Genomic DNA, 14425 nt, shown 5'->3' on the forward strand with positions numbered 1-14425 from the left:
TGTGGCTGCCACAGAAATGAGTATACTCAATGCATGAAGGTACTCATTCTACACCCGAACTTCCCAGCCCAATTTAGGGAGCGCGCCTTCTGGCTCGTGCGTCAAGGCCACGATGTAACATTCCTTTGCCAAACCCACTATGGACGCAAGATTGATGGTGTCAAGCGGATCACCTTGAAGGGTGACTTAGGTCATGAACGACTGAAGGCAGCTACAAGGTCTGCCTATGACGAAGCAGTTCATCGCTCTGCACAATATAGGGCTGCTTTACAACAGCTCAAGGCAAATGACTATACGCCCGATGTGGTGATCAGCCATACTGGATGGGGATGCGGCTTAGCTTTAGCAGACCTATGGCCTCACGCTCACAGGATTGGATATGTAGAATGGTGGTTTCAATCCACTTCCAGCCTGACTACCTTTAACGAGGGATGTAGGTGGCCTGTTTTTAAGCGCTCAAACAAGAAGTGGTCACCAGGAAATGGTGGGCGCAATGCACTGATCCTTCAAGAACTTGAGAATTGCGATACTGTGATAAGCCCCACCCATTGGCAGAGGGCTCAATTACCTCGTACAATACGGCGTCGTTGCATTGTGATTCCGGATGGAATTGAAATCAACTATTTTAGAAGGACAATTCCAAGCCCAGATATATCTGATATAAAATACTTAACCTACGGCACGCGTGGCATGGAGGTTGTTCGTGGATTTCCAGAGTTTATCCTGGAATTGCCAAGTGTGCTTGCCCAATACGAAGATATTGTAGTGCAGATCGCAGGTGAAGACGAGATTAACTATGGAGGTAAGCAGCCACTTGAGGGTAGCTGGGGCAAATGGGCGATAAAATACCTCAAAGAAGCTGGCTTGGATCATCGTGTTCAGTTCCTGGGAAGATTGTCGCGACATAACTACAGGGATTGGCTGTATCGTTCGTGGTGTCATGTCTACTTAACCCAGCCCTACGTAGCAAGCTGGAGCTTGTTGGAGTCTATGGCTTGTGGTGCACTTTTAGTAGCCTCAGACGTTGAGCCAGTGCGTGAGTTCGTGACGAATTACGAAGGATTCCTGGTCGATCACCGCCAACCTGGATGGCTGCATGCTAAAATAGAACAAATATATTTAAACCAAGAGGTTTTTATAAGCCTAAGAAAGAGATTGGCAGAAAAAGTATTAGCATATGATATATCAGCAAGTAATTTGCTGTGGCAGTCTTGCATCTGTCACTGAATCCACACAAATCTGGTTGTCATTCAGGAGCGCTTGGAGTAAGATCTCGTTTGGGTATGACCCATTCACTAGTTCGTTGCCATGGCCATTTTCACCGCTCTCGCGTCAGGCCAAGTCCTGACGGGCACAGACAATCCAGACCTTTTCATCCTCTCCGCCACCACAAGCGTTTCAATCTTTGGGCAAGGTGGCGCTGACACCGTTGAAGGTTTCACCAAGACCGGCGACCTCAACCAGACTTTCGTCTCTCTCGCCGGCGGACCTGACCTCGTTGTCCTCACTGGTGATATGTCAAGTAGCCAGGTTCGCCTGGGTGCTGGCGGAGACACCATGATTGTTTCTGGAAATGGAGATTCAATCGACAGCTCCCGAGTTTGGGCTGGCGCTGGAAGCGACAACATTCAAGCTGGCGACCAAGTTGAGGATTCAACCATTGAGCTTGGCGGAGGTGCCGACTCGTTGTTTGTTTCTGCTGAAATTGATAGCTCCAGTGTGTTTGCCGGTGCTGGTAAAGACACAATCTTCGTTAAGGGCTCTGTTTCAGCATCCACTATCGAACTCGGAGGAGGTAGTGATCTCTTCCGTGTAAGTGGCGTCTCCGACTCAGACGTTGGCGCCGGGGCAGGGATGGACACCGTCCTGGTAGGCGAAGACATTGACAGCTCGACTGTGACACTGGGAGGGAACCAAGATCTCCTCATTGCCAGCGCGCTGACTGGAAATAGCACCATCAATGGCGGTGCAGGCTCGGACACCATCGTTATTTCTGGTAATGTCGGTTCATCCAAGATCTTTGGTGATAACGGAAGCGACAGCATCGTTCTCCTCGATCCCGGTGATGCCGGCAGCTCCGTTGTCGACGGCGGCGCTGGAGCCGACACCATTGTAATTGGAAGCGGTGACAGTGGCGAAGTCAACGTATTTGGTGGACAAGGTGCCGACCTGATCGAATTCGGTGAAACATCCGATATTGACATCAAGTACACCGATGCCACAGAGTCAAACATCAACATCACTGACACTGTGGGAGTGTCACAGGCCGTAGGGTTTGGCGCCACAGCAACGGCATGGGTTGCTGTCTCTGCAGTGCTTCCTCAGGAAGTCAAAGTTGCCTCTTCCATCATCGGGCCTAACTTCAACGTTAATAACTCGGGTCGTGTGACCTTCAAAGGTGGTGTTGGCGCTGGCTTGGATGAACGCGTCAGCGTGCTCAATCAAGATCTCAATGCAGGTCAATTCGTCCTTTTCGATGCAGAAGGTTCCCAATACGTCTTTATGGGTGGTAACAACCTCAATGACGTAGACGACGATCTGCTGATCCGTCTCAAGGACAACACCAATGTTGACGGCCTTGACACTGCCGGCAATTCACGTATCCGGGTTGAGTTCTTTACTAACTGAAGCCCTTCTAGGCCTTCGGTTAGGATCCTGAACATCTTGTAAGTTCCCAGGCGCCTTTTTACAGGCGCCTTTTTTCTTGACTCAAGCAACACCATTGCAACACGCTGACATCCATCAACCTGAGGAGTGGTTAACTGAGGATCGCCGCAAGCGCATACAGATTTGTTTTGCTGACGCAAAGACTTCTCTCGCAATATCTGGGCTCCTTCCTGCTGCGATCCGCGGCTGGATACGTCAAGAGGTGGCTGCAGAGGTTGATTGGAAGATCGACGAACGAATGCAGCTATCTGATTCACTTCTCGATGAATGGCGAAAACACAACAGCGCAACAGAGCTGGGCCTAAACGAACAAACACTTCCTAAGCACCTCACCGTGAGTGAAGGTGTGCACAGATGGTCTTCAATGCTCTGGAGTGAACAGGTAGAGGCTTTATTTTTAGCCAACAAAGAAGACTACGATCAAGCTAGCTTCTACTTGTTAAGGGTAGCCAACTTGCCTCTGGCTAAAGAACTTTATCATCGGCTCAAGTCTCGAGAAACGACCTTCCCAGAACTGAGTATGAAGTATGGAGAGGGTAAGGAAGCCCGAGCAGGGGGCCATTTTCCCCTCTGCCTGTTCAAGGATGTACCCTATTCCCTCGGACCGGCTCTCCGTACAATGACACCCAGTCACGTGGAGCCACCGATAGCCCTTGGCAGACGTTTTGCCATACTGATGCTAACAGAATATATCCCAGCAGAATACAGTCAAGACCTGCGAAGGAAGCTTCTGAAGGATAGGTTTAATCAATGGCTTATAGACATGCAAAAGAAGGTCCTTGAGGCCCTATCGATTGACTGATGAGCTTGCTACACGGCCTCCATGCCGACACCAGTCTTCTCAACGCACTTGATGCTAGTTCATGACGGCTGACTGTACTCTATTCTTACATGTGGGGCCACCGCGTACAGCCACCACAACCCTCCAAAAGTATGTCCTTACATCAGCAGAACACTATCTGTGTTTGCAGAAGCGTGCCTATAGATCCCACAACGCTGCAGCCCAAGACGAAGGCCTGCAGACTACTAATGTGGGTTATATCGTAGACTATAATGACTTCATTTCTCGATTAGAGAGTCTCCAGGATAGAGGCCTTGCTTCGACAGACGAGAAGGATCTCCTATTCCTTATTATCAATGAGACTGCCGGTATTCTTTGCAGACAGCAACTCCATAGCAGACGCCGCTGGCAACAGCTGTTAACTCAAGCCTTGGGGCTAGCTGCGCGAGTAGTAGTGTGTGGTTCAGAATACAGGGGGATGGTGATCGCCTCTGAGTCACTTTCGAATACACCTCTAGCAATCACAGGTAAGCTATCAAGTGTATATGACAGTATCACGCTGCCAACACAAGTGATCTGCGACGCCTGGAAGGCAAATGGCCTGGGTCCACTACCATGCATATCCTTTTGCCTTCGTGATCCCGAAGAGTATGTACTCTCCAGGTATATGCGCTATTCGGCTAACAAGATGATGCGAGGTGAAGGCCGTACAGCACTCAGCCCTGAGGAATGGCTAACGGTTCAAGTACAGGGTCATAAGCTGAAACCGTGGAGCTCCGCATTGTTTCCTGCCTATCATAAGTCTTACATCCGGTATCATTCTCAGTATGGCTTTGTCCGTCCTTACGGATTTCGTGAACTGTTGGCCAGCGAAGATGTGTTTGATCTAATTGGCCTTGCCGGGGAACGAAGGGTGGCCTTCAGTGCATTTCCCACAGAAAACAGTTTCCCTACGCTGATGGAGGTGGCATGCGATGCTAGAAAAAGGATTTGTGGGCTTCTCAGTAATCTGCAGATTCTTTCCCAACTGCACAAGGAGCAGCTCTTCGAGTAGCCAGCCCATGGTGGGGCTTGGCCGCCTGGCTTCTGAAGCTGATGGCGATGCCCTGCCACTCCTGCAGAGCCGGGATATGGGGCGAGCTCCTACTCTGCTAAGATCAATTTGTAAGTTGCTATGTCGCAGATAGCAAACTCTATCAGCTCAGCCGTCCTTTATTCTAACACTCACGAAAGGGCTTAACCAACGACCTTTTAGTTCCACACAGCAGGACAATCTTGACGACTCCATCTGCAATGCTTGCTGAGAAGCTTTATCCTGCTCTTCGTAGCCGTGAACCGTTTTCCCTGCTGACTAGCAATGAACTTGATTCCTGGCTCCAAGAAGGCGAGCTGAGGGAGTTCTCAATTGGATCGATATTAGTACGACCTGATGAGCTGCCTTCACATATCTTCCTTGTCTTGGCCGGAGAAGTGAGATGTTTGGTACCCAGTGCAGCGACGAAAGATGAGATCACGCTCGCAAAGATTGGGGCCGGCACCTTGGTTGGCTGGAGCTCTCTACTACGTGGAGAATCATGTGAACATGTGATCGCATCTGAGCAGGTACGCTGCTTGGCTTTGCCTGCGAAAGCCTATATCAAGTTGTTCAAGAACAACTCGGAGTTTGAAGCCTACTTCTCTTCCTTAGTCAGTCCGCAGGAAGCTTATATCGTTGCCCTGGCCTCGGCACAGCACACTGCCAAGCGCGTGCAGGGATGGAGCGATGACCTTGCCGATCGTGCCCTGCACGCACAGGCACAGACTTGTCGGCCTGGCGAGCCCTTCGAAGCCCCCACTGGGGCTCCCGGTCTGGAGTGGTTCCTCAGCACGGCTGGTGTTCCGGAGCATGCTGTGGGGCAACACATCCTCTCTGGTGATTCCCTACCCAGTCGTTCTGGCTATCAACTTCCCTACCGGGTAATCGGGCTGCCACCATCCGATCGGTTGCCTGCGTCTGAGCAGGTGATTGCCGTCACTCCATTGTCTTCTGTAGAAACGGAACCAAGGCAGCTGGATCAACTAGGGATCCTTGAAGCTGACCACCTCAAGGACAACGACAGATTTCCCGTCGTGCGGGGTCGGGGACAGCTAGCTGAAGCCATGGCCGTGGTCGAGATGGTCGCTCTTGAGCAGCAGGTACCGTTTCGCAATGATGCGATCCAGAAAGTGCTTGAAGATCAATTCCGCCGCGACAAGGGGATGTCCATTGAGCTCCTTGCGGGCCTATGTGAGTTGCTTGGCCTTAACACCCAGCTCGCGGAAGTGGAGAGTCGATTCATCGCAAGCATTGAAGCGCCGGCAATCTGGCTATGGGGAGGAATCCCTGTGGTATTTTTCGGGGCACGCAAGAATAAGGCGATCTTAGGTCACCCCCACAAAGGGCTGCAACGCATCAATATCTCAGATCTTGAGAATCAGCTCGGTGATCGTTTCCGCCTAGCCCTGCCTAGGCGCGTAACTGCAACCCCTACAAGCCGTTTTGGTTGGAGTTGGTTCACTCCATTACTGGGCAAATACAAAGGTGCCCTGATCATGGTATTCGTAGCCTCATTGCTGGCTCAACTCTTTGGAATCGCCATCCCCCTGCTCATTCAGCAGATCATTGACAAGGTACTGAGCCAGGGAAATCTCAGTAGCCTCAACGTGCTGGGGTCGGCGATGGTGGTGATGGCCCTATTCAGTGGGATTCTCATGGCACTACGCACATATATCTTTATCGACACTACAGATCGGATGGATCTAACTCTCGGAAGTGCGGTAATTGATCGACTACTAACTCTCCCTCTGGCCTATTTTGAAAAGCGCCCTGTTGGTGAACTTAGTCAACGCCTTGGAGAGCTGAATAATATCCGTAACTTCCTCACGGGAACAGCACTGATCTCAGTGCTTAACCTCATCTTTGCTGTCACTTATCTCGTGGTGATGCTGCTGTATTCTCCGTTACTCACGGCAGTGTCTCTCAGCATACTTCCACTTTATTTGTTATTGGTATTTGGTGTTGCTCCGATCTACAAGAGCTTGATCCGCAAGCGAGCCATCGCCCAGGCTCGTACCCAAAGCCATCTTATTGAAGTGCTGAATGGTATTCAGACAGTTAAAGCTCAGCATTTTGAGCTAACGGCGCGCTGGAAGTGGCAGGATCGATATCGCCACTTTATTGATGAGGGTTTCAAAAGTACTGCTCTAGGGGCAACCTCTCGTGAGATTGGCAACTTCCTGAATCAGCTCAGCGGTCTGCTGGTGCTGTGGGTTGGCATGTGGCTTGTGCTTGAAGGTGATTTCACCCTAGGCATGTTGATTGCTTTTCGAATCATCTCGTCCAACGTAACAAGCCCTCTTCTTCAACTCAGTGGACTCTATCAAGGCTTCCAAGGTGTACAGTTATCCATGGAGCGTTTAAGCGATATTCTCGATCAGAATCCAGAGCTCAACAAAGCCGATGAAGTGGGTCAGATTTCATTGCCGCCTATTATTGGCAACATTCGCTTTGAGAATGTTAGCTTTCGGTTTAAGTCCAAGGGGCCTTATCAAGTCAACGACGTAAGCATCAATGTGCCTGCAGGCAGTTTCGTAGGGATTGTTGGGCAGAGTGGCAGCGGAAAGAGCACCTTGATGAAGCTTTTACCAAGGCTTTACGACCCAGAGCAAGGGAGGATTTTCATAGATGATTATGATATTGGCAAGGTCGACCTCTCAAGCCTTAGGCGTCAAGTTGGAATTGTTCCTCAAGATTCACTCCTCTTTGAGGGGACTATTGCGGAGAATATCTCTCTAAACGACCCACTGGCAAGCAGTGAATCAATTATCGAAGCTGCAACAATAGCCTGTGCTCATGACTTTATTATGAGTTTAGGCCAGGGTTATGCCACTCAGCTCACAGAGCGTGGTGGCAATCTCTCTGGAGGCCAGCGCCAACGAATTGCCATTGCGCGCACCATCCTTTCAAATCCGCAACTTCTCGTCATGGACGAAGCAACTAGTGCGCTGGACTTTGATACTGAAAGGAGACTCTGTGCTAATCTCCAACGTTGGGCAGCAGCACGTACAGTGTTCTTCATCACTCACCGACTAAGCACTGTGAAGTCAAGTGATTTGATTGTAGTCATGCATGATGGTCGCCTCGAGGAGCTTGGCAAGCATCAAGACTTGATGCAGAAGAAAGGAAGATATTCGGTGCTCTATCGACAGCAGGCTCACAGCGAATGACTTCAGCTACACACCAAGCCTTGGTCGCTGAACTCAACACAGCATCATATTTCAAGGGCAATAATGTCTTGTTCATTCACAACTGGCGATGTGCAGGCACTTCGCTACATTCACTCCTCAAAGCAAATCTCAGGAAAAGGTATCTTAAGATTGGCGACCCCCTTAACAGGTATGGCAAAGGCAGGCATAATCCCAACTTAGCAAGTCTAAGCACTTCTCTCCGTTATCTACGAGGCCGTTCAACGAAGGGGGCAGTGGTAGCAGGGCACATCTTTATGGGACTCGAATCCTTCTTGCCCGGCAATTGGGACTTTTGGATGAATGCTCGTGAACCAGTCGCAAGACTGCGAAGTGGTTTACTGCGTTTTCATGCTCGGGACACCACTCATGGCAAGCGCAAGAGCTATGATCTCATCAAGCCGTCGCGAGGGTTGGTAGATCGTGATTCGCTAGCCGATGTTCTTGCCACATCCCTCCAGAGAGAGAGGAATGGAATCTGCAGGCGGCTCGCATCCATGACGCTTGCCAAACGCTTTAGCCTACTAGATACCGATAACATAGAACAAATCAGTATTCTCGAAGAAGGCTATACCGATGAAGACTTATTCAATGCCTCCCTTGAGAGACTAGATCGAATCAACGCACTGTTTCTGGCCGAACACTTTCATGCATCTGTGCTTAGCATTGAAAAGATATATGGACTTGCCCCCCTTATCAATCCGTTTACAGTTCTGCGTCACAACTCGGCGCGCGTGTCCGGGTTCACGACTGAACACGAGAAGTGTGTGGACGCGAACTTAGACCTTATCATGGAGTCTCAGGTCGCTGATTTGAAGTTGTGGCCGTTGCTCTTGAAAAAGTTTAGATATCAAATCAGTGAGCTTGGAATCTCAAAGCAAGAAATAGCAACTCGTGAGCTCATTCATCATCAACCTCTTTTCAACGATGAATGGTTTGCCGAAGAGGAAGACCAAGAGAAGGTAGTCGAACTGATGGCAACGGCTGTCGTCAAGCGCGCAAGAAGCAAGCCGGAACTTGCCGCTTCACTATGCTCCACCATTCTCGCGTGGCCGCTGCTCTCCGATCTAAGTCGTGAACGCCTAGACCTCGCACTCAAGCGTATGATGTCCAAGCATGTGACTAGCGTTTAGAGTCTACTGCTGTCGAATGCTTCTTACGGCATCAAGTTGATCAACTAGCAGGTCACTGAGCAGGCTTATCACTGGCTTATCACGTAGTTTCAGATTTGTCGTAACTGCCATGCCGCTGCGAAGTGGGATCTTGATTCCACGTGTTTCAAGATAGGGACGTTTAAGGCTGATGCGCGCTGGAAATCTGTAGATAGGGTTGGTCTCGTCGGGGGGCAATGCATCGGCTCCAATATCTTCTACTATGCCAGGTACATCACCATAGCGAGCGAAGGGGAAGGCGTCGATCCGCACTCTTGCCTCTTGGCCTGGCTTGACAAAGCCGATGTCCATGTTGGGAATGAACACGCGGGCATGTAGGGAATCCTGAGGAACAAGTGTCAGGATCGTTTCCCCTGGCTGAAGCACACTCTGAGGACGGACTTTAGGATCAAAGACAATTCCAGCCACTGGGGCCTCTACATTCTGGTATTGTAGTTGCAGATTAGCTTTCACCAAGCTATTGCGCATTTGACTAATATTCCTTTCGCTCTCCAGTCTCAGCTGCGTAGCCTGAAAGGTCAATTGCTGCAGCTCTTCGTCAAGCTGATTGAGTTGTGCTTGCAACTCAAGCAGCTCATCAGTCTGCTCAAGGAATGGGAGCCTTGTGTACGCTCCACTTTCCACCAGGCCCCGTAGTGAATCCAGGATCTCAGTCTTGGTCTTAATCTTTGTCTCTAAAACAACTCTTTGACCCTTGATAACCTCTGTCCGGCTGACGAATGTTGCCAGTTGCTGCTCAAGCTCTGATGTCTCAAGTGAGATCATGAGAGTCAGAGTTTCTGCTTCCTTAGCAGCCGCTGTGGTGTCATATTTAAGCAGTAACTTGCCTTTTGGAACAAACTCTCCATCTTTAAAGAACACCTGGGCCACTTGGCCCCCAGATGGGGTCATCACATCCGTAGATCCCTCCACAGCATTCAGCTGGCCCTGCACCGTGACGACTTCATCAATCCGAAAGAGAAAACCACCGACGACCGCAATCGTGCCCAGAGCGGTGAACACCACAGCAAGGCTTTTAGCCCACACGGGTGACTGACGCAGCACCAGCGATCGATTTTTTGCCAGCCACTCGTTGGCCGCATCGCCCAAGGCACCGGTTGATTGGCCCTTTTTGAGCTCACCTCTCTCCGAGGTCACCCGAGGTCTTGGGGGAAGCTGCTTCTTGCTGCTGGTTCTGGGCATTGCACCTGCCAGGATACTCCTCAATCGTAGGGCCTGAGCCATGCAGTCGTTTTCTCATGCCCTGGGTGCCGCTGGTGATGCTCAACTGGTGCTGGTGAGCGGTGCTCCCCGCACGGGAATCGCCGCCCTGGCTGGCCAGCTTGCTCAACACCCCGATGCCCTTCTCGTGGATGGTACAAACACCCAGGCTCTGGTCTGGTTGTCGTGTCTGATTGATGAACCTGATCACCTGGAATCTCTGCAGCTGGAGATGGAAGCACAGCTGCGTGAGATCCATGGAGCCATTCCAGCTCAAGCACCAACACACCTGATCTTGCCAGTTCAGGGCCTTATCGCGGATCCGGTGCTGCAAGACAAGTTACTGGTTTCAAACCTTTCCGGTCGTATGCGTCTGCTGCTCACCCAACGAGGTCGCAATGATACCATGGCTTCCTTAGCCCGGTTTCCCCATCTCCAGCCGGATCTGCCCGATCCACACCACCATCAGGGTGCTTATCTGGTGGCAGCAGATCAACTGCTGACTGAGGCAAGGGCTCAGGTCAACCACCTCCAGAGCCAATGGGCCAGCGCCGGACTCACCTGGTTTTTGGTGAACTTTGAAGCACTCACCAGTAACCCTGATCTGCGACTGTCTCAGCTGCGAAAGCAGCTCGGATTGCGGCACCTGGAATCTGAAGAGAGACAGCCAAGGCGTAGGGGCATCAGCCTCAGTGTGTGCTGCAGGGAACGCAAAATCGATGCCTCTAGCGTGGGGCGCTGGCAGCGTCAGTTAGACATCCAAATGGCAAGCTCCGAGGATATAACCAGCAGTGCACCCCTCACCCCCGGAGAACCCAACCAGCCTCCCGTGATCCTCACAGGGCGTGGGGGAAGCGGCACCCGGCTGCTCGCTGAAGTGTGTATGGGTTTCGGGCTCCATCTCGGCGACAGCCTGAACCGCAGTCTGGATTCCTTGCAGTGGGTAGATTTGATCTACGAAGCCGTGCTGACCAACCTGGCTGGCCACGCCAACCCTTGGCGCGGCAGCTGGGCCGCGGAACTTCGGAACCGCGCACGCTGGCACAGATCAGCACACACCCCCCTAGACCAGCCCTGGGGCTTCAAGCTTCCCGAGGCCATGCTGGTCGGACAGGAATTGATGGAGGCCTGGCCTAAGGCAAAGCTTGTGCACTTGGTGCGTCACCCCCTCGATGTGTGCTTACGGCGTACTCACATGACATCGCGTACCACAAATCCAATTGGTCGCGCCACACTGGGAGCGGCCTACCGGGCCCTCGGCCGCAATTTAGATCCCCAGATTGACCCTCCTCACTGGCGCAATGCCGTGAGTTGGTGGTTCCAGCTGTCGCGCATGCAGAGCTACAAGCATCGATCTGGTCATCGGATCCTGGAAGTGCGCTACGAGGATCTCTGTGACCACACCACCGCAGCCGCAGCCAAGCTAGCTCGAGAGCTAAATCTCCAGACAAGCTCGATCCAACTCCAGGTGGACGCCGAGCGCCGCAGGCGATGGGAGCCTGACGATCCCCACATTGCGGAGATCTGGGACCTTTGTGGCCCCATTGCCAGTCTATATGGATATACACTCGAATCATAGATAACCCATGGTTATCTACTACTCTAATCGCCATACTCTCGTTCGGGACTGCCCCATGTTTTGTGGGCTTGCTGGCAGGCTTCATGCCGTGAATGCCAGACTTTCCATCGACGATACCCCATCAACTTGGTTGACAGAGACCAGAAAGGGCAATCATTCTTGATGCTGATCATAGCTACTGGCACGGATCCTCTGCCAGCATTCAACTTCCAATTCCTAGCTTGCAGGGACAGCGCTACGCCAGGGCCTGATTCCCCATGCACAAGTACCAGACTTGATCAGCCAAGCCAGCTAATCAAATCTCTTGCTTAGCATGATCTTGTCATAGTAGGTCGTTGACTTCAGAGCCCTAATCACTTCCAGCCGAACGTATTCTTCCTCCTCTATGGAGTAGGGGAGTTGATTCTCGCGGGGAAAGTCTCGAAAGGCATGCAGAGGCTGACCAGTGAATCCTAGCTGAGCAAAGACATCATTGGATTGAATCAGAACCCTGAATCCAACGGCATGGACAGCACTGCAGGCCTGCAGAGTTTTCAGGAATCTGGAATGCTGAGCTGGCGATAGTACTGAAGTCCCAGGGCAACTCTCCTCTAGAGCGACTTGCTTGATGATATATTCATAAGGCGTTATAAGTCGCGCCCCAATCGCTCGCCTCTGACCCAAGGTCCGCAGATATTTTGATCTCAGATAGCCCAGAGGCTCGCGCAAGCAAATCAACACTCTTGGTTCTATTCCAATAGCACGCATGTTGCTCATTAGCACAAAGACCGGGAAGACCTTCTCTCCTTTCTGCCTGCTCGCGCCATTCAGCGATGAGTATGTATCCATCAAGCGCTCGCTTGAGATCACGACACTTTCTTGATCTCCTCCACGGCTGACAAGATGCAACAGCTCTTGAAGCAATCTCTGCACATCAACCCTGCTATTATCAACCGCCAAGGAGAAGCAGGCCGTGTAGATCGCACGAAAAAGCCTTAGCCTAATCGCTGAAGACGACTTTATACCTACCGCGTCACCCTCTACCGACCCAATCAGCCTCTTAAGATCACGAAGTGTATATGGATACAAGAGCGACTTTTCGCCATAAGCCTTGCTCAAGAGGAGAGTTCTTTCCGCCCTGGGGAACACATGTTGTTGCAGCACAGTAGTGCCTGTGCGGGGAAGTCCAGGATGGATGATTACTTCGCGCATCGAACGAGTGTTGCTATACTCTCATCTGCAGTCTATGTGACTGCACTGGCTCAGGCTCACGAGGCCTGCTTTCTGACAGAGCCGGAGTACAAGAACAAACAACCTGGCCTGAGCATTGAGCTGGCGGCGGCGGGAGTCACTGATCAGGCTCTGGTCAGGCTGCTGATTGCCGTTCCGCAAGCGAAAGAGGATGGCGGCCCAACACAGTAGACGTCAAGAAGCAGCACCTCCCACCAACCGCTACGGAGAAGAGGGCGTTGAAGGCCTCCAGATCGAGCTCAGCTGCCAGATCCAGCAAGAAGAACTCTAGGGGTTCTCCGGCAACCCGTCAACTGGCGATGCCGGCAGCAGCAGCGTCTGCTCGGGGTTCCAGGTACGGAAGGGCTAGGAGCCTGGGCGCGGATCTACGCGCGACAGGCTCCTAGTGGTGACTCGCGAGACCGCTTGCTAGAGTTTCCACAAAGAGCATCCCTCAGCTCGCCTACGCCTCACGAAAGTTTGACGCCTGTGCGCTAGCGGAGTGAGCTGCATAACACATGGCTCCTGCTAAGCCATTTCCCCTTCTTTGTGGATGTACCCCCAACTCCTCCTGATTACCCAATTGCATCGCAGCGGGGGTACTTTATTTTCGCAGCTTTTAGATGGCCACTCTGGTATTCAGGCCCACCCGCACGAACTGTTCATCGGGAAGCCCCAGAAGTGGAATTGGCCCAAGCTAGCTAAACTCCTCAACTCACCTGAGCCACTCTTTGAATCGCTTCAGGAAGACAAGATTGCTGCCATCGGCAGGCAGGGTGTCTTTATCAAGCCAGGCAGCAATCTCGAGGCTGGCAAGCAAGATGTTTCGTTTACCTACAGTCTCACGGAGCACCGCCAACGGTTCGTAGAGCTCTACTCCAAAGCTCCAGTGAAGACGCAGCGCTTTGCCATCCAGATCTATTTCCATACTTTCTTCGCCTCATGGCCTGAGCATCACAGCTCGGGCCATGAGCGTTATATGTCTTGCTTTTTGCCTCACCTCATCCTGCATTCCGATTCCCTGCAGCGATTATTCGCTGATTTTCCGGACGTCATGTTGGTGAGTCTCCTGAGGCGTCCAGACTCCTGGATCGCCTCTCTAGTGAATCATATTTCACTCAGCCTTGCTGATACTGAGACTGTACAGAAGCATCTTGAGCGTTGGCGGTTCTCTGTCAAAGCCATCCTGTCTTTGCATCGGAATCCAGCCACCTATAGCTTCACCACCACCTACGAAGCTCTCGTATCTGATCCCAGAGTAGAGCTTCAACGCTTCTGCGCCTTGGCTGGCCTTCCCTTTGAACCCATCATGCTCACTCCAACGGTCGGCGGATGTCCCGTGCTGCCCAATTCCAGTTACAGCCGCGCTGAACACGGAGTGAACCAAGCTTCCCTGCGGCCACAGCAGCCCATGCCAACCTCTGTCCAGCAGATCCTGCAGGAAGTCTACCTTCCGGTCTATGTCCAAGCCGTCACCCAGCTCGGCATGGATCCCTTAGACCTCGACCTTGCCTCCTGACTCGCTTGGAGCATCCTCGAGTCCATGATCTCAAC

At 51.8% G+C, this 14425-nt stretch carries 11 protein-coding genes; 9 read left to right on the forward strand and 2 right to left on the reverse strand.

Features of this window, described 5'->3' with window-relative positions:
* Positions 1 to 33: 33 nt before the first annotated feature.
* The 6 genes from CyaNS01_RS00910 to CyaNS01_RS00935 all read left to right on the forward strand — a co-directional run bounded on the left by CyaNS01_RS00910 (position 34) and on the right by CyaNS01_RS00935 (position 8844).
* Complete coding sequence (locus CyaNS01_RS00910; protein ID WP_186698129.1) at positions 34 to 1227, forward strand: glycosyltransferase; 1194 nt, start codon at positions 34 to 36, stop codon at positions 1225 to 1227.
* Positions 1228 to 1308: 81 nt separating this feature from the next.
* Positions 1309 to 2628 (forward strand): hypothetical protein, encoded by a 1320-nt coding sequence (locus CyaNS01_RS00915; protein WP_186698131.1) that lies wholly within the window; start codon positions 1309 to 1311, stop codon positions 2626 to 2628.
* A 241-nt stretch (positions 2629 to 2869) separates the two neighbouring features.
* Entirely contained in the window at positions 2870 to 3469 is a 600-nt protein-coding gene (locus tag CyaNS01_RS00920) for a peptidylprolyl isomerase (protein ID WP_186698132.1), read from the forward strand.
* A gap of 457 nt (positions 3470 to 3926) precedes the next feature.
* Positions 3927 to 4502, forward strand: a complete 576-nt coding sequence (locus tag CyaNS01_RS00925; RefSeq protein WP_186698134.1) for a hypothetical protein — start codon at positions 3927 to 3929, stop codon at positions 4500 to 4502.
* A 221-nt stretch (positions 4503 to 4723) separates the two neighbouring features.
* Positions 4724 to 7693 (forward strand): ABC transporter transmembrane domain-containing protein, encoded by a 2970-nt coding sequence (locus tag CyaNS01_RS00930; protein WP_186698136.1) that lies wholly within the window; start codon positions 4724 to 4726, stop codon positions 7691 to 7693.
* Positions 7694 to 8208: 515 nt separating this feature from the next.
* A complete protein-coding gene (locus tag CyaNS01_RS00935; RefSeq protein WP_186698138.1) occupies positions 8209 to 8844 on the forward strand; it encodes a hypothetical protein in 636 nt (211 codons plus the stop codon).
* Between the two features lie 3 nt (positions 8845 to 8847).
* Here the strand turns inward: CyaNS01_RS00935 and CyaNS01_RS00940 are convergent, their stop codons facing one another.
* Positions 8848 to 10020: an HlyD family secretion protein gene (locus CyaNS01_RS00940; RefSeq protein WP_186698141.1), complete on the reverse strand. Its 1173-nt coding sequence runs from the start codon at positions 10018 to 10020 to the stop codon at positions 8848 to 8850.
* An 85-nt stretch (positions 10021 to 10105) separates the two neighbouring features.
* On the opposite strand from CyaNS01_RS00940, the gene CyaNS01_RS00945 reads away from it, so the two are divergent.
* Positions 10106 to 11662: a sulfotransferase gene (locus tag CyaNS01_RS00945; RefSeq protein WP_186698142.1), complete on the forward strand. Its 1557-nt coding sequence runs from the start codon at positions 10106 to 10108 to the stop codon at positions 11660 to 11662.
* Between the two features lie 291 nt (positions 11663 to 11953).
* Here the strand turns inward: CyaNS01_RS00945 and CyaNS01_RS00950 are convergent, their stop codons facing one another.
* Positions 11954 to 12601 carry a hypothetical protein gene (locus tag CyaNS01_RS00950; RefSeq protein ID WP_186698144.1) on the reverse strand — a complete coding sequence of 216 codons (648 nt, stop codon included), beginning with the start codon at positions 12599 to 12601 and terminating at the stop codon, positions 11954 to 11956.
* Between the two features lie 231 nt (positions 12602 to 12832).
* Between CyaNS01_RS00950 and CyaNS01_RS00955 the strand changes: the two genes are divergently transcribed.
* Both CyaNS01_RS00955 and CyaNS01_RS00960 read left to right on the forward strand, forming a co-directional pair.
* Complete coding sequence (locus tag CyaNS01_RS00955) at positions 12833 to 13063, forward strand: hypothetical protein (protein ID WP_186698146.1); 231 nt, start codon at positions 12833 to 12835, stop codon at positions 13061 to 13063.
* 361 nt (positions 13064 to 13424) lie between these two features.
* Entirely contained in the window at positions 13425 to 14390 is a 966-nt protein-coding gene (locus CyaNS01_RS00960) for a sulfotransferase (RefSeq protein ID WP_186698148.1), read from the forward strand.
* Positions 14391 to 14425 lie beyond the last annotated feature (35 nt).

The organism is Cyanobium sp. NS01 (assembly GCF_014280235.1).
Taxonomy (GTDB): Bacteria; Cyanobacteriota; Cyanobacteriia; order PCC-6307; family Cyanobiaceae; genus NIES-981.

Bases quoted from the DNA above. Each gene is read 5' to 3' on its own strand.
- CyaNS01_RS00935 (WP_186698138.1), top strand. From the start codon at position 8,209: ATGACGCTTGCCAAACGCTTTAGCCTACTAGATACCGATAACATAGAA.
- CyaNS01_RS00960 (WP_186698148.1), top strand. From the start codon at position 13,425: ATGTACCCCCAACTCCTCCTGATTACCCAATTGCATCGCAGCGGGGGT.
- CyaNS01_RS00925 (WP_186698134.1), top strand. From the start codon at position 3,927: ATGGTGATCGCCTCTGAGTCACTTTCGAATACACCTCTAGCAATCACA.
- CyaNS01_RS00910 (WP_186698129.1), top strand. From the start codon at position 34: ATGAAGGTACTCATTCTACACCCGAACTTCCCAGCCCAATTTAGGGAG.
- CyaNS01_RS00955 (WP_186698146.1), top strand. From the start codon at position 12,833: ATGGATGATTACTTCGCGCATCGAACGAGTGTTGCTATACTCTCATCT.
- CyaNS01_RS00915 (WP_186698131.1), top strand. From the start codon at position 1,309: ATGGCCATTTTCACCGCTCTCGCGTCAGGCCAAGTCCTGACGGGCACA.
- CyaNS01_RS00945 (WP_186698142.1), top strand. From the start codon at position 10,106: ATGCAGTCGTTTTCTCATGCCCTGGGTGCCGCTGGTGATGCTCAACTG.